The 21,329-nt window shown below is 51.3% G+C and carries 19 protein-coding genes and 2 pseudogenes; 13 read left to right on the forward strand and 8 right to left on the reverse strand.

Features of this window, described 5'->3' with window-relative positions; all coding sequences use genetic code 11:
- Positions 1 to 10: 10 nt before the first annotated feature.
- Entirely contained in the window at positions 11 to 1,576 is a 1,566-nt protein-coding gene (locus F384_RS24650; RefSeq protein ID WP_046495725.1) for a methyl-accepting chemotaxis protein, read from the forward strand.
- On the opposite strand, the gene F384_RS24655 is transcribed toward F384_RS24650, so the two are convergent.
- Entirely contained in the window at positions 1,573 to 2,133 is a 561-nt protein-coding gene (locus tag F384_RS24655; protein WP_162200270.1) for a PadR family transcriptional regulator, read from the reverse strand. The two genes, F384_RS24650 and F384_RS24655, sit on opposite strands and share 4 nt — an antisense overlap.
- A gap of 227 nt (positions 2,134 to 2,360) precedes the next feature.
- Here F384_RS24655 and F384_RS24660 point away from each other — a divergent pair, with 227 nt between their 5' ends.
- The 5 genes from F384_RS24660 (at position 2,361) to F384_RS24685 (ending at position 7,305) form a co-directional block, all read left to right on the forward strand.
- Positions 2,361 to 3,125: a siderophore-interacting protein gene (locus tag F384_RS24660; RefSeq protein ID WP_155404060.1), complete on the forward strand. Its 765-nt coding sequence runs from the start codon at positions 2,361 to 2,363 to the stop codon at positions 3,123 to 3,125.
- A gap of 85 nt (positions 3,126 to 3,210) precedes the next feature.
- Complete coding sequence (locus F384_RS24665) at positions 3,211 to 3,534, forward strand: DUF1889 family protein (RefSeq protein WP_080950026.1); 324 nt, start codon at positions 3,211 to 3,213, stop codon at positions 3,532 to 3,534.
- A gap of 652 nt (positions 3,535 to 4,186) precedes the next feature.
- Positions 4,187 to 4,723, forward strand: a complete 537-nt coding sequence (locus F384_RS24670; RefSeq protein WP_046498607.1) for a fimbrial protein — start codon at positions 4,187 to 4,189, stop codon at positions 4,721 to 4,723.
- 646 nt (positions 4,724 to 5,369) lie between these two features.
- Entirely contained in the window at positions 5,370 to 6,686 is a 1,317-nt protein-coding gene (locus tag F384_RS24680) for a tyrosine-type recombinase/integrase (protein WP_046495753.1), read from the forward strand.
- 4 nt (positions 6,687 to 6,690) lie between these two features.
- Positions 6,691 to 7,305, forward strand: a complete 615-nt coding sequence (locus tag F384_RS24685) for a Fic/DOC family protein (RefSeq protein WP_046498612.1) — start codon at positions 6,691 to 6,693, stop codon at positions 7,303 to 7,305.
- On the opposite strand, the gene F384_RS30190 is transcribed toward F384_RS24685, so the two are convergent.
- Positions 7,302 to 7,457, reverse strand: coding sequence for a hypothetical protein (locus F384_RS30190; protein WP_100247371.1), 156 nt, complete (start codon positions 7,455 to 7,457; stop codon positions 7,302 to 7,304). The genes F384_RS24685 and F384_RS30190 overlap by 4 nt on opposite strands.
- A 128-nt stretch (positions 7,458 to 7,585) precedes the next feature.
- On the opposite strand from F384_RS30190, the gene F384_RS24690 reads away from it, so the two are divergent.
- From F384_RS24690 to F384_RS24700, 4 genes are all read left to right on the forward strand, one after another.
- The gene (locus F384_RS24690) at positions 7,586 to 8,026 is read left to right on the forward strand and encodes a hypothetical protein (protein ID WP_046495757.1); all 441 of its coding nucleotides are present in this window, start codon (positions 7,586 to 7,588) and stop codon (positions 8,024 to 8,026) included.
- Positions 8,027 to 8,360: 334 nt separating this feature from the next.
- Positions 8,361 to 8,591 (forward strand): helix-turn-helix transcriptional regulator, encoded by a 231-nt coding sequence (locus F384_RS29520; protein WP_080950027.1) that lies wholly within the window; start codon positions 8,361 to 8,363, stop codon positions 8,589 to 8,591.
- Between the two features lie 133 nt (positions 8,592 to 8,724).
- The gene (locus F384_RS24695) at positions 8,725 to 10,137 is read left to right on the forward strand and encodes a YfjI family protein (protein ID WP_046495760.1); all 1,413 of its coding nucleotides are present in this window, start codon (positions 8,725 to 8,727) and stop codon (positions 10,135 to 10,137) included.
- A gap of 320 nt (positions 10,138 to 10,457) precedes the next feature.
- Positions 10,458 to 11,084, forward strand: a complete 627-nt coding sequence (locus F384_RS24700; RefSeq protein ID WP_046498619.1) for an inovirus Gp2 family protein — start codon at positions 10,458 to 10,460, stop codon at positions 11,082 to 11,084.
- Between the two features lie 90 nt (positions 11,085 to 11,174).
- Here the strand turns inward: F384_RS24700 and F384_RS30535 are convergent, their stop codons facing one another.
- Together F384_RS30535 and F384_RS30540 are read right to left on the reverse strand one after the other, a co-directional pair.
- Entirely contained in the window at positions 11,175 to 13,070 is a 1,896-nt protein-coding gene (locus tag F384_RS30535) for a hypothetical protein (RefSeq protein ID WP_226991673.1), read from the reverse strand.
- Between the two features lie 204 nt (positions 13,071 to 13,274).
- A pseudogene (locus tag F384_RS30540) lies at positions 13,275 to 13,492 on the reverse strand (PadR family transcriptional regulator); the annotation flags it as partial.
- Between the two features lie 239 nt (positions 13,493 to 13,731).
- On the opposite strand from F384_RS30540, the gene F384_RS24715 reads away from it, so the two are divergent.
- The gene (locus tag F384_RS24715) at positions 13,732 to 14,502 is read left to right on the forward strand and encodes a siderophore-interacting protein (RefSeq protein ID WP_046495765.1); all 771 of its coding nucleotides are present in this window, start codon (positions 13,732 to 13,734) and stop codon (positions 14,500 to 14,502) included.
- A gap of 103 nt (positions 14,503 to 14,605) precedes the next feature.
- Here F384_RS24715 and F384_RS24720 read toward each other — a convergent pair whose 3' ends face one another.
- From F384_RS24720 to dhaK, 4 genes are all read right to left on the reverse strand, one after another.
- A complete protein-coding gene (locus F384_RS24720) occupies positions 14,606 to 16,255 on the reverse strand; it encodes a glycerone kinase (protein WP_007372177.1) in 1,650 nt (549 codons plus the stop codon).
- A gap of 74 nt (positions 16,256 to 16,329) precedes the next feature.
- A complete protein-coding gene (gene dhaM, locus F384_RS24725; protein ID WP_023336797.1) occupies positions 16,330 to 17,748 on the reverse strand; it encodes a dihydroxyacetone kinase phosphoryl donor subunit DhaM in 1,419 nt (472 codons plus the stop codon).
- A gap of 10 nt (positions 17,749 to 17,758) precedes the next feature.
- Complete coding sequence (dhaL, locus tag F384_RS24730) at positions 17,759 to 18,391, reverse strand: dihydroxyacetone kinase subunit DhaL (RefSeq protein ID WP_007372179.1); 633 nt, start codon at positions 18,389 to 18,391, stop codon at positions 17,759 to 17,761.
- 10 nt (positions 18,392 to 18,401) lie between these two features.
- Positions 18,402 to 19,472 (reverse strand): dihydroxyacetone kinase subunit DhaK, encoded by a 1,071-nt coding sequence (gene dhaK / locus F384_RS24735; protein ID WP_020077889.1) that lies wholly within the window; start codon positions 19,470 to 19,472, stop codon positions 18,402 to 18,404.
- Positions 19,473 to 20,028: 556 nt separating this feature from the next.
- Between dhaK and F384_RS24740 the strand changes: the two are divergent.
- Positions 20,029 to 20,271, forward strand: a pseudogene (locus tag F384_RS24740) (iron-containing alcohol dehydrogenase); the annotation flags it as partial.
- A gap of 68 nt (positions 20,272 to 20,339) precedes the next feature.
- On the forward strand, positions 20,340 to 21,320 hold the full coding sequence (locus tag F384_RS24745) for an IS5-like element IS5 family transposase (RefSeq protein WP_000019402.1): 981 nt from the start codon (positions 20,340 to 20,342) through the stop codon (positions 21,318 to 21,320).
- Positions 21,321 to 21,329: the final 9 nt, after the last annotated feature.

Genomic DNA, 21,329 nt, shown 5'->3' on the forward strand with positions numbered 1-21,329 from the left:
GGGAGAATATATGTTTTTTCGTAACATGAAGATTCGCTCAAAATTACTTATCGCGTTTGGATTGTTTATTGTACTGATGATGGTGAGTTCGGGCCTTTCATTATTTAGCCTGGACCGCGCCAACAGCGGTATGCAAAACATCATTACCAATAATTATCCCATCACGGTAAAAGCCAACACGCTCATCGATCATTTCCAGGAGTTTGTCAGCACGCAGCAACTGATGCTGATGGACGAAGAGGGGCGATGGGCCCAGACGTCACAGAAAAAACTCGACACCATAAGCCAGCAGGTTACGGTGCTACTGGATGAACTGAGCGCCGCGCCGTTGAATGCCGAAGCGAAAAATGTCATCGCTGGGATCCGCGACGTGCGCGAGCAGTATCTCGCCTCCCGATTCCGCATCCTGCAGGAATTGCAAAATAATAACCGACAGGCGGCGATGCAGGAGATGATGACCACGACGGTCAATATACAGCAGGCCTATAAAGAGAAAGTTCAGGCGCTGATCGCCATTGAAGACAGGCAGATGCTGCACGCTGGCACACAGGTGGAAAGCGACTTCAACACCAACCGGGCGCTGCTTAGCGCACTGGCGCTCATCGGTATTGCCGCGGGCTGTATCATGGGTTGGTATATCGTGCGGTCCATCACCCGACCGCTGAATGAAGCGGTGCAGTTTGCTGAAGCGATTGCTGAGGGTGACCTGACCCGCAATATTATGACCACGCAGAAAGATGAGACCGGCGAACTGCTGCACGCGCTAATGGTCATGAAAACTCGCCTGCTGGAGATTGTCCAGGAAGTTCAGAACGGCTCGGAGAATATCTCCAGCGCGGCGGCGCAGATTGTCGCCGGAAACCAGGATTTGGCTGCGCGTACCGAAGAACAGGCGAGCTCCGTCGAGGAGACCGCTGCGTCGATGGAACAGATCACTGCCACGGTCAAAAACACGGCTGAACATACCGGCGAAGCGACGAAACTCTCTGCGGGGGCGGCGACCGTCGTGAAGAACAATGGCGAGATGATGAATCAGGTGACGCAGAAAATGCGCGTGATTAATGAAACGTCTAACCGGATGTCAGACATCATCAACCTGATTGACTCGATTGCCTTCCAGACCAATATTCTGGCGCTGAATGCGGCGGTTGAAGCGGCGCGAGCCGGTGAGCATGGCCGCGGATTTGCCGTGGTGGCAGGCGAGGTTCGCCAACTGGCGCAGAAGAGCGCGTCTTCTGCCAGCGAGATCCGTCATCTGATTGAGGATTCTACCGGTCAGACCCAGGAAGGGATGCAACTGGTCGAGAAGGCTAACGCCCTGATTAACGGCATGGTAAACAACGTTGAGGAGATGGATGTGATCCTGCGAGAGATAGGCGAGGCCAGTCGTGAACAGACCGAGGGAATTTCGCAGATCAACAGTGCGATTGGCCTGATTGACGCCACCACGCAACAGAACTCCTGTCTGGTCGAGGAATCCGTTGCGGCGGCGGCGTCACTGAACGAGCAGGCGTTGCACTTAAAAGAGATGGTGAAAGTGTTCCGCGTTCGTGAAGGTGACGCCTTGCCTGCTTAATCAAGCTGAGTGATTTCCAGCGCCGCGCGGTCGATCACGCCAATGATCTTTTTAAGCTGTGCGTCGCTGATGTCACCCTGATTTACCCTCAGATCCAGCACCGCCTTGAAGTTTTCCAGTGCTCGCTTCATCTGCGGGTTCTTACGCAATTCAAAGCCGACATTGCGCGCGTTAACGCGTTCCTGGATGTGGTCGAGATGTTCACGATTCTCCTCCAGCCACTGTGCGCCGGTGTCAGTGAGAGTGATTTTTTTACGCCCGCCATCTTCTTCGCTGATCGTAATAAAGGCCTGATCCTGGAGAAAATCCAGCGTTGGATAGATTACGCCAGGGCTTGGCGTATAGTTGCCCTGCGTCAGATTCTCGATGGCTTTGATCAGCTCATAGCCGTGACTGGCCTCGCGGGAGAGAATGTCCAGAATCACCAGACGCAGCTCCCCGTGACCAAAAAAGCGCTGACGCCGTCCACCGCCGCCGCCTCTACCGTGACGATGCTCGCAACCGTCGTGATGATGCCCCTCGCCTTTACAACAACCTTCATGATGATGTCGCATGATAATCTCCTGATGCGTTTTAGATATATCTAATTTATATCTAAATAATAATTTTTGACAAGTTCAATGTTGATATTTTCATTAACAATATGAATTTTAAAGATAAATATTTTATGATGTGATTTTCAGCAAGCTATCAAAAAATGACTTGCAATCCTGGGGATTAACAATCATTATCATTTGAAAATTTATTTAGATATATCGGATTATCACACGAAGGCCAAAAGATGATGGATAAAACTTCACGTTACCCTCAGCGCGTGCGCAATGAACTGCGCTTTCGCGAACTTACTGTTTTACGCGTAGAACGTATCGGCACGGGTTTTCAGCGCATTGTTCTCGGCGGCGATGCGCTGGAAGGCTTTAGCTCGCGCGGTTTTGACGATCACAGCAAGGTATTTTTCCCGCAACCCGGCAGCCATTTTGTTCCGCCAACCGTGACGGAAGAGGGCATTGTCTGGGGTGAGGGCGTACGTCCAGCTTCTCGCGACTATACGCCGCTGTACGATGAAGCCCGTCATGAACTGGCGTTGGATTTCTTTATTCACGACGGTGGTGTGGCAAGTTCCTGGGCGTTGCAGGCGCGCGCAGGCGATACGTTGACGATCGGCGGGCCACGCGGTTCGCTGGTGGTGCCGGAAGATTACGCGTACCAGGTCTATGTCTGTGATGAGTCAGGCATGCCGGCGTTGCGTCGTCGTCTTGAGGCGCTGAGTCGCTTACCGGTAAAACCGACGGTGACCGCGCTGGTGAGTGTCGCCGATCCGGCATATCAGGATTACCTCGCGCACCTGGATGCGTTTGCCATTGAATGGCTGGGGCACGATGAGCAGGCGGTTGCCGCGCGACTGGCGCAGATTGAAGTGCCGGAAGACGATTACTTCATCTGGATAACCGGGGAAGGGAAAGTGGTGAAAAAACTCAGCCAGCGCTTTGAACAGGAACCGTTTGATCAGCAGTTAGTCCGTGCAGCGGCTTACTGGCACAACAAGTAAAGTGAGCGCCGTCGGGACAATGAAATTTAATGATTTCTTTGACGCTAAAATCGGTTTAAGGTCATAGGGTAGTCTTGTGTTTTACATGGTAAATTTTAAGGATAAAAGTATGCCTGCAGTCATTGATAAAGCATTAGATTTCATTAACGGTATGAACACCTCGGCCTCTTCACCTGAACCTATGGATGAAAGCACGGCGAAAGGAATTTTAAAGTATCTGAAAGAACTGGGATTCCCGGCTAGCGCAGCAGACGTCACGGCCCGGGGGGAACAGGAGGGGTGGAACCCTGGTTTTACGCAGAAACTAGCCGGATGGGCTGAAAAGTTTGAGTCCGGAGAGCGGGTATTGATTAAAAACCCTGAGTATTTTTCGATGTATATGCGTGAGCAGCTTCAGGAGCTGGTGTAGACTGAACATACTTCAATAGATCTACTTTCCCCGGTGCTCTCGCCTCCGATGCGGGAGCATCTGTCTCTGTTATAAAAGATGTCGAAAACAGCCCGTCTCAGCATTAAATTTCTTACCTGTTCCTTCGGTGAAAACAATCTCTGGTCCAACGTGATCATGCATCACGCCCCTCGCAACCTTGCCTTTTCCATGCCTCCTGAATGCGTTCGTCTATGATTTTGTTGGCGACCCTGATTTGATTTTCGCGCTGGTGGCTGCATGGCAAACGAAGACGTATAAACGAAGAACGTTGCTCGGGTTAGAGAGAATGATTAGATGATCGTGTAGGAAAGGAGCTAATAGTGACTTTGTTTATTAGGCAATATGGATTCGATATCAGAATAACGGTGAGCACGAAAGCACTATCTATGCCTTGTAAGTCATTCGCAGGTTGAGTTCCCTAATATTTCTACTACCTGGCACCTCGACTAAGAAAGGACGTTTTTTTTCATTATTATATAATCCAGAATTATCATTATTAGGTGTTGGTAATGATTTTAATGATGTGTCACATCCGGTTTTGGACTGATATTGAGAAGCGAATATTATGCTTTGCTATACAATTGACGGGTTTCACTTATCGATTAATATCATTTTTGCAAGAGAAGGGTTTATGAGAAATACACTTTTGTTAGGTTTTACGATGTCTATGATGTTTGGTGCTGCTACAGTTCATGCAGAGGCAAATTCAAATGATGTGTCTGCTAACTTAGCGGTAACCGGTACAGTATCGTCACAGGCATCGGCTTGCACCGTCCATCTGAGCCGGGATTCTATTGAGTTGTACTCCAAGATTTCTCATCTGCCAGCCCAGAGTGCGAGTGAAATTGTTACGAATTTCGTTCATCTGAGTGTGACGGGGGGCGAGGATTGCAACATGGCGGGCAGAATAGCCTACAAATTCCTGGGAACTGCTGATAACGCAGATGGTACTTCACTTGAGAACAGTGATACGCGTGACGGCGCGGCAAAAGGGGTAGGCATCGCCTTATATCAGTCAGGGGGTAGCATGGTGCCTATTAATAGCGGCATGATTCTTGCCAATACTGATGGTGGGAACCTGGGGGTTGGCCTGGTACAATTGACTGGTCAGGCGCCTGTTGCGGGTACTGTAGCAGGTTCTTTAACGATTCAAATTGAACGCCTTTAATATTATATAAATTAGCTACGTTGTTATATTTAAGTGGTTACGGCTGATGTTACTTATTATTTTTCAGCTTTCGTTACGTTGATCTAATCGCAAGGCAGTATGATTTTTCTACATAGATACAATCGTTATTCTCAGAAAGTATTTATTACACGTTTCGCCGGTAAATTGTCGTTTCACCCCTTATAACACGCCGCTTTATTGCCGCTGGCCTTGCCCGGCGGCAGTTTTTTCGCATGAATACGTTAAATTCCCTTCAGGATATCGCGCGCGCGATCCACAACCTTATCCACCCCCGTACTGTGACGGACATGACCTCGATTTCGATGAAGGGGGTTACAGTCGCTTGGATTGCAGGAAAACAAAAGGGTCTAGCCAGTTTCCAGGCTAAACCCTTGTTTTATTTGGTGGCCCCTGCTGGACTTGAACCAGCGACCAAGCGATTATGAGTCATAAAATTGGCATGTTTTTAATCGTTCGGATTTGGCTCTGTTTGTATTTTTAATTGTCTATAATCAATCAGTTATGATGTTAATTTTGTTTCTGTTTGGTTGCCTGATATCCTCATTGTATCATCCTTACCTGACCCATTACCTGACCCAAAATGGGCATTGGGTCAGGTAACGCTTATCCTCAGAAAGGTAACCTCATGGCCGCTAATCTTACCGAGACTGCTATACGTGGATTGAAGACAAAAAGTACGTCGTACTACGTGTGGAGCAACAGCGCTCAACGTGGTACTGGCAGGCTTGGCGTTAAGGTTCAGCCTTCAGGCAGCAAAGTTTTTTATTTCCGTTATTACGTTGAGAAAGGGAAGAAAGAAAAGTTCATCCAGTTGGGTATCTGGCCTGAGATGAAACTGGTGACGGCCAATGAACTGGCGAAAAAGTACGGAGCCTGGCTTGTCGAAGGAAAAGAGCCCCAGCAAGAGCTTGAGCAACAGCGCCTGGCCGAACAGCACATCATGCAGCTCCATCGTTCTCAGGGATCGTTTGAAGAGTTAGTGCATGGCTACGTTAACAAGATGAAGCTCGATAATAAGCGTACCTGGGCTGATGTATTGAAGCGCATGGAGCGAGAGTGCTACACCGTCATTCCTCGTGATACTAAAGCGAAGGACGTGACGCCTCTGCAGATCAAAACCATCCTCTCGGGTATTATCCAGCGTAATGCAGTGGTCCATGCGAACCGAGTTCGTTCTTATCTGATGGCGGCATTCAACTACGGCCTGAAAGCCGATAACGATCCGATGAATACCAGCGTGGGCATTACTTTCGGGCTTGAAGTTAACCCGGTATCGGCCATACCGAAGCAGTCCTCGGCGGAGAAAGTGGGTGATACATGGTTAACGCTGGCGGAGCTACGTTTTGTCATGGAACAGTTTGCCGAGGCCACCAACGTTGGGCCGTTGATGCAGCATCTTATTCGCTTCTGTGTTTATGCTGGCGGGCAGCGTCCGTTTGAAATGATTGCCAGCCAGTGGAGCGCGATTGACTGGCAGCAAAAGACGTTGCTGGTCATTGCCGATGTATCGAAAAACAAGCGTGAGCACCTGATCCCGCTGACTGAATCGGCACAACAGGAATTAGCCTCAGTGAAAGAACTGACTAAGGAAAGTAACAGTCCCTATATATTCCCGCTATCAACCAACGGTGAGCGCCCGGTGCGTACTGATAGCCTGGCGCGTTCGATCATGTATTTTCGGGCTTTTAATCCTGAGTTTAAAGTTTTCACAGCGCGAGATTTACGTCGCACTTGTAAAACGCTGATGGGGGAGGCGGGGATCAGCAAAGAGATCCGCGACCGTATCCAGAATCACGCTTTAAATGACGTCAGCTCGAAACACTATGATCGTTATGATTACCTGACTGAAAAGCGCAGGGCGCTTGAAATCTGGGAGGATAGGGTTAACAACTATCAGCGGCAGCAGGAAAACAACGTTGTGAACTTGTTTGGGCGGAGGTAATAGCTTGTCAAAATATGAGCTTAATTCTGCAGAAGAGCGCTATCAGCCTGGTTCTGGTGACCTGGTACTTGCCAATAAGCTGGGGATTATTGATGAGCAGGAAATGGATGCGCTGGAGTCTGGCCTGCTGCTGATGCTGTATGAACAGCTATTTATCGAAGGCCAGCCGCCTGCGGCGCTGGCTTTTGAGCACATCAGTGGGTGGCATCGCCAATGGCTGGGGAATGTGTATGACTGGGCGGGGAGGCTGCGTAATGCCAACCTGACTAAGGATGGCTTTCAGTTTGCGGCTGCCGACAGGATTCCGCTTCTTCTTGATGGTTTTGAGAAGCAGTTTCTCGCTCGGTCGGGTGAGCTTAAATCTCTGGCTCGTTCGGGGCTGGTTAGTTATCTGGCTGAATGCCACGTGGAATTTATTTTGATCCACCCATTCAGAGAAGGTAACGGGCGTCTGTCGCGGCTGCTTTGCGATGTGCTCTCGGTTCTTGCGGGAAAAGGCTTGCTGGATTACAGCTTATGGGATGAACACAAGACGTTTTACTTCAAGGCAATACAGGCAGGCGTATCAGGGAACTACAGCCCTATGATGCAACTGGTGAGCGACATCTTGCCAGATTAACGGGCGAGGCCAACGGCCTTCGCCTGTGCCTGATTTTTTTTGAGTTGCTGCTCAATTTTTTGCACAGAAACACCGGTTTCTATCGCGGTCGAGCTGGCAACGGCGCGGAGGATTTTTGCTTTGGTCACTTGAGATGATGTATGTTTTCTCATGAAAAATTTCCTTATAGCTGCTGCTAGAATTGTAGGTGTTTGGGGATAGATTAGTCCAGTTAATTTCACATTGTGTATCGTAATTTATTTTGGTGGTAAGCTATTTATTGATTCTATAAGGATAAAAAATGTTTGATAAGCCTGATTTTACAAGAGAAAATTTTGAAGAGCTACTGAGGATAAATAATGATTTAAGAAGGGAAAACAATAATCTTTTAGGTGATATAAAAAATTATCATAAAGATAAGGAAAACTTCCTTGTTGATAAAGAAAATTTTATCAAAGACATTGAAATGTTTAGAACCGAAAATAACGAACTAAAAAAAGAGTTATCAAATAATGAAAAAAAATTTAAAAATAACAATGGTGATACTAAAATCAGATCGCCAGCATTAAATGCAATTTATCTTCTTAGCAAAGAGTGTTATCCAGAATACAAATTTACTGCAAAGGATTTTGTTAAAAAATTAGACTCTCTCGCAAAGTCACATGATATTGTCTACTCCTTCCAGTTAAAGACTGTTGAGGGCTGGTGTACAGAATTCAAAAAAATGGATACTAAACAGTAAACTCTTTTTATCTGAGAGTTATTTATATACTCGTAATTCTCAGATCATATGTGAGAGTTTTATTTTATGAAGGGTGTTTTAAGCTATCCCCCTTCAATGATTCTCTTATTCTCCAGCATGAATCCCTCAAATATCACTTTTGTAATATATGGTTTTCTGAGTACACACTCCCTCAGTCATAGCAAGATATCCCTTAATAAGGGAAAAGTAATAATTTATTAAGTAGCTGATGATTATGTGTTTTTTGACCGCAATCCTTAATGAGCATCGTGGATGTTGCGCATGCTTCCTGGCACGAGCATGATAATTTCACGCTATCAACAAGGAAACTCAAATGATGCCTTTTAAGTTAACTAATGAACAACGTATCAAAGTCTTAAGAGATTATGGTGAAACTTGCGATCGATTAGTACGAGAAAAAGAACGGCAATATATTACCTCTATTTCTCGCTCAACAGCGTGGAAACTGGAACAGTCTGGTAAGTTTCCACCGCGTAAGTCCATTGGTCTGAAATCCTGTGGGTGGTTGCTTAGTGACCTGCTCTATTGGATCAATGAGCGTTAGTATCGATGTGTTTTTTACATTTATTTTTTTGTTTTTTTTGAGTGCCCCGTGTTCATCCTGCTATTTCTGCCATTAATAGCGGCATAGCGATGTGAGGGGAATCATTTTAAACGTTAATGAATAAGAGGTATCTATGCTGTGTGGTCGTCCTTTCCCTGTACATGTGTTCCCGCAGATCATCAGAAATGCGGTTTATGAAGTGGAACAGCATACGCAGGCTCCCCAGGCTTTGATTGCTGCATCGGTATTGGGGGTTATTTCGCTAGCCTGCCAGAACCGGATTGATGTGTGCCGACTGAATAATCTGCGCAGCCCGGTATCACTTTTTTTACTGACACTGGCGGAATCTGGAGAACGCAAAAGCACGGTGGACAAACTGCTGATGAAACCATTATATCAACTGGAAGAAGAATGGTTTGAAAAATATACCCAGGACATGATTATCTGGCGGAATGAGGAAATGGCTTTTAATGTTGAAAAGAAAGCCCTGATGTCGAAACTGAAATCAGATATTCGTCGTAATAAAGATCACTCTGCAACGAGCGAACGTCTGAAAGCGCTACTGGTGGCGTCCCCGAAAGCACCGGTCAGGTTCAGGCAGATATACAACGATGCCACACCTGCGGCGATGAAAGACTCTCTCTGTGGACGCTGGCGGTCCATCGGGCTTATGTCTGATGAAGCTGGCACCATTTTTAACGGCTACGCGCTAAATGAACTGCCTTTCATCAATAAAATGTGGGATGGTGCAATGTTTCCCGTGGAAAGAAAAAGCGAGCCAGGTAAATTAATCAAAGATGCCAGAATGACGCTGGGGCTGATGATTCAGCCTGATGTGTTTAAAAAAGGGTATTTGGAACGAAAAGGCGATGCCGCGAAAGGGATCGGATTCTTCGCCCGATGTCTGATATGTCAACCTGGTTCAACACAGGGCTACAGGCAAATTACCAGTCCGGTTGTCTCAAGTGAGCATCTACCGGTATTTCATCAACGACTTATAGACATTGTTAACGAGAGCATTGCCAGAAATGAGGAAAATGAGCGTCAGTGTCTGCGTTTCTCTCCCGAAGCAGAAAAACGCTGGCTCGAATTTTATAACAAAGTCGAGTCAGAAATGGGGCTGATTGGCCTCCTGTCTGATTTTAAGGATTATGCTTCTAAAATGGCGGAGAATATGGCGAGGATCGCTGCACTGCTGCATTACTTTAACGGTGATGAAGGAGATATATCCCTTACTGCCGTGGAAGCCGCAGTAGATATAATCGCCTGGTATGTGGATGAGTATGTGAGAATTTTCTCTAAACCCCAGACGTTACTGCTGGTAAGTTCAGAAGCAGACGAGCTTTACTCGTGGATAAAAGATTATTGCTACAGGTGTGTGGTGCCGTATATCAGGAAGACAACCATCCTGCAATATGGTCCGAACCGGTTCAGGAACCGGAGTAAAGTGAATGAACTGCTCAGTACACTTTATTCGCAAAACAAAATACGGGCAGAGAAAAGAGGGAAAACTATTTTCATACAACCTGTCGATGGTTTTATATAACGAACAGAGAAAAGACAAGACGGAATAATCACTTTATTAAAGAGTCATTACTGTAACTAATTACAGAGTAACTTTTAATCAGTCATCACAGGCTGGGGCTGCCTTCGTCTCAATTTTAGATGTTGGATAGGTATTATAATGGCATTACATCCCCTTACTACTGTATTAACCAGTAAGAGTAGTAATCAGATCAGTATGTCCGTACTAAGATCTGATACCAGTATATATCTTCCTCACTGAGTGAGGATAGCACTGCCTGTGTGGCAATAATCAATACGGTCTGGAAAAGACCGTAGGACTAAACGCATAGGAATATGAAGATGAAAACGTATAAAGGCTCACATGGGGATCATGTTCTGCAGTATTGGGTCAAGATTAACCAATTAATCTGTCGCTTGACTGACTGTTATCCCAGGCTAACGGCAGTACGAGTTGATCTCCATTATCCAAAGATAGTCGATAACGGAGACAATATCTGCTGTTTCCCTAATCTTGAACCAGGTGTGATATCCCGAATGCGTGAGTCCCTTAAAGCTAAGCTGGATGCTGATCGCATCCGTAAGAAGCGTGAAGGTAAGCGTATTTACCGTTGTCCATTATTTATTATGTGGGCTAAAGAATATTCCGAATCGGGTAAATGCCACTACCACATTTGTCTGCTGTTCAACAAAGACGCTTACTACCACCTTGGGGATTACGAACGAGAAGACAACCTGAGAGGGATGATTACAGGTGCATGGTACAGCGCTCTAGCGTTGCAACGGGATGATTGCCCTGACCTGGTGACATTCCCTGATAACTGTCGTTACGTACTAGATAACGAAGACCCTGACTTTGAGGATCATTACCAGGCACTGCTAACCCGGCTGGACTACCTGACCAAAGTTGAGTCTAAAGTGTTTGGTGAAGGGGATCGTAACTTCGGCTGTAGCCAAATCGATCTGTAAGTCGGCAATGGCCTTCTCAGTGAGAAGGCCATATTTGTATTGCCTCAACTAATTACTGAAATGCAGTTTCGTTACGCAATTTTCTATAGATTACTGATAGTCATCAGCAAGTCCGCTACTAAATAACGTTTCTGCATTTTCAGCATTAGCAACAGCATCCTGCACATCCTGCCGTTTCAAATCTAACACCCGTAATTTACCTTTTACTTCGGCGACGGATTCGATTCGCCTGTAAGCATCAGGATGGTGTTCGGCATATAGCGCCAGTCCTTTCAGTTTAGGCAAGGCATCAGCCAGATGCAGGCCATGTGGATCTACCAGGTCCACAATCATTTCGCCATCCTGTTCGGCAAAGAATAGGAAATCGGGACGAACAATCTTGTACTGTTCAGCTTCAACATAAGCGATTCCCAGTGACGACTGCCCTGTGTACTGTGGATTACGATACCAGAAAGCAAATCCTTCACGTTTGGTTTCGATCTCAAAAACCTTGGTTTCCCAATGGTTCAACAGAGCCGGATAGATCCCGTTTTCGTCACACAACAAATGGTGTTTCCAGACTGGAAGGTCAGCTTCCTTTTCACCTTCACGCACCCTGGTCATTTCAAACTTGTTCGCCGGCCTGACCAGATCCACATCCTGCGGTTCGGTACTCATTTCGACGATTTGACGATAGGCCTCTTTACGCTCATCTTTCAACGACTTGATTTGCGGTGTGTACTCGGCCAGCCACGCCTTCGCCAGTCTATCGGCCTCGCCATCGAAGTAATCCTGCACCTCCATCACCAGCCCCATGCCAGCAACGGTCACACGAGCTTCCATGATTGCTTCCAAATACTCCTCAGCATCCTCTTCTCGATCCGCGACCTTATCGGCCAGATATTCGACATAGGTACGTGAAACATCCGGGCTGAAAATTCGGGCTGCACGCCGGTAGGCGTCATCAATCACCGTTACGTCCGCCTCCTCCCAGAATTCGTTGAAGGTCATTGCTTTGTTCTTGAGGCTGGCAACCACAGCCTTACCATCTACGACGAGCACTGCATTGCGTTTGTTTTTGATTTTCTCGGCATTTTCTATCTGGAACTTGTCCAGAACAGCGTGCAAAGCAGCATGGGCTTTCCTGACTGCCCCATCAAGAATGCCGTCATCAACCAGTTCCTGTGCCAGCGCGGTCAGACGTCTGGCGGGTCTGGCTCCTTTCTGTGGTCGGGTTTGCGAAGGTAGCGCTTCAAATGCTTCCCATACGGCAGTTGAAGCAGCCGGGTTAGGTTTCATCTCCACAGGGTTAACCAGGATGCGTCCGCTTGGAGGAGAGGTATCATCGCCCTTAAACAAGGTATTGACGACATCTCTCACGGTATTGGTATTAAACTTGGGCAACAGGCATTCTACAGAGTTTAAACGCTCATTACCCGGAATACGTCTCGCCAATGGGGTACGCACCATACGCCCCAACAATTGCGTAATATGCGTCCTGTGGCTGGCTGCGCGGAAGGAAACCATCACTTCGGCACGTGGGCAATCCCAGCCAGTGCTGATGGCATCTTTAGCAATCAGTACTCGCATCCAGGTTGATTCCTGCACCCGCTGCGGTTCAATATAAGGCACCTGATGTTGGCCGAAACGTTGTGTGGTGTGTTCACCGAAGACATGAGCAACACTGTCAATGGAAAATTCAGGATAACGGGAGAATAACGTATCCAGCCAACGCCCCACCTCATTCGGGTCAGGCGTATTAGGTACCTGGAATACCATTAGCGGCACTACTTCGCGCACGGTTTCCTGCTGTCTTGCGTACTCTGCCCAGGCATCGGTCACTTCCCATCCTTTAGTAGGTATTTTTTCAATACGTTCGCCGCGCGCACCCGCGCGTAGCCATAGCAACGGCGCAATGCGAACAAAGGCCAAGTTGTGGCTAACCGACTTCTCAGCTTCGTAGGTCAGAGTGAAAAACTCGGCATTTTCCTCAAAACCGTCAGACATTGGGAACTCGTCTGTAAACCTATAATTGCCCTTAATCGGTTGTTCATTCGGCGTTTTGCCTGTGATAGCAGCTTGTACACGTGGTTTGGTGATATAATCACAGATCCCCCACTTTTCCCAATCAGGATCTCCAGGCCTTAAGCCCTGTTCGCGCAATTTTTTCTGTTCGTCGGCAGCGACTTCGTTGTTAGTGACGGAGATGCACTGGCGACGACCACCACCTCCGCCGCGACCGTGGCGGCGTCCGCACCCTGTTCGTGGTGATGTTCCTGGTGACAGCCTGCGTGGCGATGCTCTTCACTTTTGCAGCAGCCTGCATGGTGCTCACTGTGGCGGCTTTCGTGGTGATGTCCTTCACCCTTGCAGCAGCCTTCGTGTTGGTGCTCTGTATGTTTACAGCAACCTTCATGATGGTTTTGCATCATCGTCTCCTGATGTTATTTAGATATATCTAATTTATATCTAAAGTTTATCGACTTGCAAGTCTATAAAATAATTTTTGTTTAATTTGATGATTATTAATGGTTTTTATGGATTGCTGATAGCTGTTTAATCTCAAGCTGACTATATCAAAAAAGTGCTTGCAATCTTTTTGATTAGCAATCATTATCATTTAAAAATAAATTTAGATATATCGTATTATCTTCACGAAGGCGAAAAAATGACAAAAAACACCTCACGCTACCCACAGCGCGTGCGTAACGAACTACGTTTTCGCGAATTAACCGTGCTGCGCGTTGAGCGTATCGGCCAGGCGTTCCAGCGGATCGTGCTGGGGGGCGAGGCGCTGGATGGCTTTGTTTCACAAGGTTTTGACGACCACACCAAACTGTTTTTCCCGCAGGCGGGCAGCGTATTTACGCCGCCGGAAGTGACCGACGAAGGCATTAACTGGGGCGAGGGCGTGCGCCCGGCGACCCGCGACTACACGCCGCTGTACGATGCCGAACGCCACGAGCTGGCTTACGATTTTTATATCCACGATGGCGGTATTGCCAGCCGCTGGGCGCTGGAAGCCAACATCGGCGATAAGCTGGTGATCGGCGGGCCGCGCGGCTCGCTGGTGGTGCCGGAAGATTACGCCTGGCAGCTTTATGTCTGTGACGAGTCGGGCATGCCGGCGCTGCGCCGTAGCCTGCTGGGATTACGTCAGCTGCCGGTGACGCCGCAGGTGACGGCCATCGTCACCGTCGCGGATGCTTCGTATAAAGATTATCTGGCGGATCTCGACGGCTTTAATATCGAATGGGTGGTAGGCCACAACCCGGCGTTCGTCGCCGAGCGGCTGGCTCAGGTCAAGGTGCCGTCAGAAGATTATTTTATCTGGCTGACCGGAGAAGGCGGCGTGGTGAAATCGCTGCTGGCGCGCTTTGAGGAGCCGAGTATCGATCAGCAACTGGTGCGTTCGCAGGCGTACTGGCATAGCAAATAATCGGCAGTGTGGTAAACCCGGATGGCGGCGCGTTGCGCCTTCTCCGGGCTACCTTTCAATGGTGTTATGTCGCCCCGGTAAGCGCAGCGCCACCGGGTGAGGCTTAGCGTTCCGCCAGCGCCTTAAACACCATCGCCACCGCGTGGGCGCCGGGGTCCATATTGCCGAGCAGGCTCTCGCTATTGAGATAGGAGGCGCGTCCGGCGCCGGCTTTGCTCGACTGGCAGGTGCGATCCGCGCCGGCCTGCGCCGCGGCGAAAGCGGCCTGCAGATTATCCGGTTCGGCCAGCAGCGCCGCCAGCGCCGGCTGTAGAGCGTCAATCATCGTCCGGTCGCCCTCATCGGCGCCGCCGTAAAATTTCATCTGCCCCAGACCGGCGTTCAGCGCTTCCGCCATGCTGGCGCCTTGCTCCAGCTTCTGCCCGGCGGCGGTGAAGAAAATCGACATCAATACGCCGCTGGAGCCGCCCATCACCACCGTCAGGCGTTCGCCAATTAGCGCGAACAGCGTGGGTAAATCATTGAGCGGCAGTTGCTGGCGTTGCAATAGAGCGGCAATCTCACGCGCGCCAGCGGCGAAAGTGGAGCCGGTATCGCCGTCGCCCACTTTGGCGTCAAGCGCGTTGAGATGGGTTTCGAGGCCGGAGAGGGTGCTGGTCACCTGCGCCACGTAATCGCCCACCTGCGGGTTGGCCGATGGCGTAAAGGCGACGCGTGCGCTGGCGAGCGCGGACGGCATGATATTAACAGCCCGCGGCTGCACCGGCTTCTGCCAACTGGCGGTTTCGACATCCGACAGCAGCGCCTTTTCAATGCTCTCTTCCAGCACGATAGTGGTCAGCGAGAAGCCTTTCATATCCAGCGCCGTTACCAGCGAAGCCGGGCCAATCAACCAGTCAACGCGCGCATGGAGTGGGGTGTTGGCCAGCTCGCGGGTCAGAATCGCCATCTCGGCCACCGACACGCCGCCGAGATTATTGAGCATCACCGCCAGGCGGCCGGTTTCAGGTAGGGCGGCGGTCAGCTTCTCTACCATAATCTGCATGATTTCCGCGCTGTTATGGGTCGCGATCGTCGAGGCTCCCGGTTCGCCGTGGATGCCCATCCCCAGCTCGGCGTGGCCGGGCTGATGGCGCGGCGCGCTTTCCGCTTCCTGCGGCAGGTGACAGCTGGCCAGCGCCACCCCGATGCTGGCGGTATGGTTGGCGGCGTATTGCGCTTCACGCAGGACGGTGGCGAGGTTGAAGCCGCGCTCGGCGAAATAGCCCGCCACCTTATGCACAAGAATAGTCCCGGCGATACCGCGCGGCTGTTTGTTATCCGGCAGCGAAATATCGTCGCCGACGATCAGCATCTCTACGTTATAGCCAAGACGGCGCGCTTTCTCCGCCGCGAGGCCGAAGTTAAGCCGATCGCCGGTGTAGTTTTTAACGATCAGCAGACAGCCCGCCTCGCCGGTCACCGCCTGAATCGCGGTGAGTACCGCATCGACGCTCGGCGAGGCGAACAGATCGCCGCAGACCGCGGCGGTCAGCATGCCTTTACCAATAAAGCCGACGTGCGCCGGTTCGTGTCCTGAACCGCCGCCGGAAATCACCGCCACGTTGTTTTTATTCAGATCGCGGCGTACCACTACACGGATCGCCGGGTCGCTCTCCAGGCGGGCGAGGTTGTTCCACGGGCTGGCAATAATGGTTCCCTCGATCACGTCGTTAACGAGGCTGGCGCGCTGGTTAAAAAAGAATTGAGACATAGTGGTTCCTGATCAGTAAGCGAAAACTCACCCTCCGGAGGCGGGCCCCCGGAGTGGTAACGGTCAAAGTGGATTTAGCGACGAATAAGACGTTGCAGACGCATATCGAGCGTGATGGCTTCGCCAGGCTGAATATCATTCAGCGCTTCGCCCTGCTGGCATAGCCAGGCGATCCCCGCCGCGCGGGCGATAATCGCGCCGTGGGCCTGTTCGCTGCCGTCGCGCAGGCACAGGCCGGTGACCTTGCTGGCATCCAGTTGGAGTACAGTCGAGGGATAAATATTGTCGGCGATAATAATCGTCGGCTCACTGGCGAATGGCAGCGTCTCCTTAATACCCTGCAGATGGCGCAGCGTGCGCTGCAGAATATCGTCGACATCGATATAACGGGCCTGCAGATAGGCGTCATCCAGCTGACGATACTGCTGGCTGAGCTCCATCAGCACTTGATGCCACGCCCATTCCGCCGAGCACTGTTCGGTGAGCAGGCGATCGTTGGCGGCATCAAACAGATCTTCATCGTCGAGCAAGGTGTGATGACCGGCGAAGATCGCCGCGATATCGGCGTTAAATTTGTGTTCCGCCAGCTCGGTGAGCGCATTGAGATCGGCCAGCGTCTGGTCGATCGCCTGGCGCAGGCGCTGCTGCTCGCGGGCGATGTCGGCGGCGGCGGGGAGCGCCGGTTGGATCGGCGCCTGCGGATAAAGCATCGCGGCGCCTTCAACACGCGCAGGTATGGCGGGTTCCGCTGTCGGCTGCGCCTCCGGCGACTCGCCGAAGTTATCGGCGGCCAGCGCCTGAAACGCCGCCAGCGCCGCATCGGCGTCCGGACCGCGGGCCAGCAGGCGCAGCTTATCGTGGCGGCGCACCTGTAGCAGAGCGATTTGATTCAGACTGTCCGGGGTGACGCATTTGCCGTTTTTCTCCAGCACCAGGTCGGCGTTAAAACCCGCCAGCGCGGCGACCAGCTTTGATGCCGGACGCACGTGCAGGCCGTTGTGATTGTTAATAATGACTGAAACCGATTTAGCATCGCCGTCGTCAGCAAGCGTTGGGGCGGCGGCGTCAGGCGTGTGCGAAGGTAAACCCAGCTGAACCCGCTTGGCTTCCAGGGCGTTCATGGCATCGGCGATAACTTTGTCGATCCCGGCGCCGGAGGCGGCGCTGACGGTGGCCGCCAGCGTCCCTTCGACCAGCGGCGCGGCGCACAGCCGCACCTTTGCCGCCATCGCCGGATCGAGCAGATCGAGGGCGGTTTCGGCGCTGAGCAGGGCGCTGCCGATATCCATCATCACCAGAACATGGTCGGTATCGGCGACGGATTCGATCGCCTCCATGACTTTAATCGGATCGGTGCCGATCGGGCTGTCGGGATCGTCGATCCCGGCGGCGATCGCCAGCTTACAGCCATCGTTCATTAACATCTGCCGGGCCAGTTCTCCGACACCTTCGCCCAGCCGGGCGCTATGAGAAACAATAACCAGGTTTACCATCGCGATTTCCTTACTCTTTGGCGGCGGCAGCCAGCATCTGAACCATAAACAGCACCGAGGTCGCGCCGGGATCCTGATGCCCGATGCTGCGCTCGCCGAGATAGCTGGCGCGGCCTTTACGCGCCTGCATGGTGATGGTGGCGTGGGCGGCGCGCTCGGCCACTTCGCAGGCGGCATCCAGCGCGGCAGGGATAGACAGATGTTGCTCGCTGGAATGACGCAGGGATTCCACCACCGGCAGCCAGACGTCGCACATCGTCTTATCGCCCGGCTCCGCTTTACCACGGTTGACGACGCCGTCCGCGCCTTCGCGGATCATCTGATAAAGCTCGTCGAGGGTCAGGCTCTGATGCGCCTGGGTGACCTGGGCGGCGCGGATAAAGAAGGTGCCGAACAGCGGGCCGCTGGCGCCGCCGACGTTGGAAAGCAGCGTCATCCCGGTATTCTTGAGAATAAAACCGATGTCTTTATCGGCGATCGACGGCAGCTTTTCGACCACTTTGCTGAAGCCGCGATGCATATTGAGGCCGTGGTCGGCGTCGCCGATCTCTTTATCAAGGCCGGTGAGAAAATCGCTCTGTTTGGTGAAAATGTCGCCACAGCGGTACAGCCAGTCGACGATTTGCGTTCTGTTCAGTGACATGTCGTGCTCCTTATTTTCCCCAGTTCAGCGCTGGGGTATGGACCGGGGCGTCCCATAACGCCAGCGTGTCATCATCCGCTTTCAGCAGGGTGATGGAGAAACCCGCCATATCCAGCGAGGTGCAGTAGCTGCCGATGAGGTTGCGTTCAATCACAATGCCGGACGCTTCGCAGCGCTGGGCAAGGCGGTTGTAAACGCCGTACAGTTCGGAAAGCGGGGTGGCGCCGAGGTTATTGACCAGCGCGATAACCCGATCGCCGTTTTGCAGCGCGGTTTTGCTCTGTTTCACTTCCTGCCACGCTCCCTTGACGTTATCCCACTGGCGCAGCGTGCGGCTGTATGCGCCGTTTTCCAGCAGGGTATCGAACATCTCATCGACGGTTTGGTCGAGCGAGCTGAAGCGGCGGCGGTCGATACCCGGCTCGCCATGGATGCCGACGCCGAACTCCATCTCATCATCTTTCAGGGTAAAGGAGGGCTGTCCGGCGGCCGGTACGGTGCAGGCGCCCAGCGCGATGCCAATCGAGTGACCAAGGTTATTTAAACGGCGGCCCAGTTCAGCGCAGGCTTCCAGCGAGTCGCCGCGTTCGGCGGCGGCGCCGACCAGTTTTTCAATCAGCACGGTATTGGCGACGCCGCGGCGTCCGGCGGTATAGAGGCTGTCTTTTACCGCCACGTCGTCATCCACCACGACGGTGGTAACCTTAACGCCACTTTCGTGCAGCAGCTCGGTGGCGGTCTCAAAATTCAGGATGTCGCCGGTATAGTTTTTGATAATCAGCAGGACGCCTTCGCCGCCGTCAATCTGCATCGCGCATTCGAACATTTTGTCCGGCGTCGGCGAGGTGAAAATTTCCCCCGGACAGGCGCCGGAGAGCATGCCCTGGCCGATGTAGCCGCAGTGCATCGGTTCGTGTCCGCTGCCGCCGCCGGAGAGCAGCGCCACTTTGCCGGCGACCGGTGCATCAGCGCGGGTGACATAGACCGGGTCCTGGTGCAGCGTCAGTTCAGGATGCGCCTTCGCCAGGCCGATAAGCTGTTCACTCAGTACATCTTCCACACGGTTAATCAGTTTTTTCATTGTTTATGCTCCGTAGGGTAGGGGGAGGTCGCCTGTCTATAAGGGTAGCCCGGCGATGTAGTGATTCTGGCTGAGCGGGCGCAAAATAAAATGCCGTCAAAATTGATTCCATAACGGAACGTAGAAAAGAATTTTTGTTCCTTTATGGAACATTAATTGCCGATAAACAGGAGAAATGCGAGCCAGCGCTAATAATTTGTCCGTTTTTTTCTGCTATCAGAAATGGGGCAAGGATGATTTTTTTCGCCATTGTGCCGCATTGAGGCAATTTTCTGCGTTAAAGAGGGGAGACGATAGCGGCTTTTTTGCCAAAATGATCCGATCGCGATCGCAATCCCATCGCTTTCTCAGTCACATTGTTTCAATGTGAAACGCATTATTTTTTTATCTGTTTCAGAACAGAACAAAAAAGGGAAAAATTTTTTTCGCCGCGGCTCGCCCTAAAGTGGATGCATCGCTCCGGCAGCGTGGCTGTAAGCGCCATTGATATCAGGCGCCGCGGCATGACGGCCTGGGCTCACGTGTCAACATACGCACTTATTTGAGGGTGAAAGGAATGCTAAAAGTTATTCAATCTCCAGCCAAATATCTCCAGGGACCTGATGCCGCCATGCTGTTTGGCGAATACGCTAAAAACCTGGCCGACAGCTTTTTTGTTATCGCCGATGACTTCGTGATGAAGTTGGCGGGCGACAAAGTATTGAACGGCCTGCATAGCCACAATATTAGCTGCCATGCGGAACGGTTTAACGGCGAGTGCAGCCATGCGGAAATCAACCGCCTGATCGCCATTCTTAAGGGAAGGTGCGAACAAGTCCCTGATATGAGATCATGTTTGTCATCTGGAGCCATGGAACAGGGTTCATCATGAGTCATCAACTCACCTTCGCCGACAGTGAATTCAGCAGTAAGCGCCGTCAGACCAGAAAAGAGATTTTCTTGTCCCGCATGGAGCAGATTCTGCCATGGCAAAACATGGTGGAAGTCATCGAGCCGTTTTACCCCAAGGCTGGTAATGGCCGGCGACCTTATCCGCTGGAAACCATGCTACGCATTCACTGCATGCAGCATTGGTACAACCTGAGCGATGGCGCGATGGAAGATGCTCTGTACGAAATCGCCTCCATGCGTCTGTTTGCCCGGTTATCCCTGGATAGCGCCCTGCCGGACCGCACCACCATCATGAATTTCCGCCACCTGCTGGAGCAGCATCAACTGGCCCGCCAATTGTTCAAGACCATCAATCGCTGGCTGGCCGAAGCAGGCGTCATGATGACCCAAGGCACCTTGGTCGATGCCACCATCATTGAGGCACCCAGCTCGACCAAGAACAAAGAGCAGCAACGCGATCCGGAGATGCATCAGACCAAGAAAGGCAATCAGTGGCACTTTGGCATGAAGGCCCACATTGGTGTCGATGCCAAGAGTGGCCTGACCCACAGCCTAGTCACCACCGCGGCCAACGAGCATGACCTCAATCAGCTGGGTAATCTGCTGCATGGAGAGGAGCAATTTGTCTCAGCCGATGCCGGCTACCAAGGGGCGCCACAGCGCGAGGAGCTGGCCGAGGTGGATGTGGACTGGCTGATCGCCGAGCGCCCCGGCAAGGTAAGAACCTTGAAACAGCATCCACGCAAGAACAAAACGGCCATCAACATCGAATACATGAAAGCCAGCATCCGGGCCAAGGTGGAGCACCCATTTCGCATCATCAAGCGACAGTTCGGCTTCGTGAAAGCCAGATACAAGGGGTTGCTGAAAAACGATAACCAACTGGCGATGTTATTCACGCTGGCCAACCTGTTTCGGGCGGACCAAATGATACGTCAGTGGGAGAGATCTCACTAAAAACTGGGG

Origin of the sequence: Citrobacter amalonaticus Y19 (assembly GCF_000981805.1) — a bacterium.
Classification (GTDB): Bacteria; Pseudomonadota; Gammaproteobacteria; order Enterobacterales; family Enterobacteriaceae; genus Citrobacter_A; species Citrobacter_A amalonaticus_C.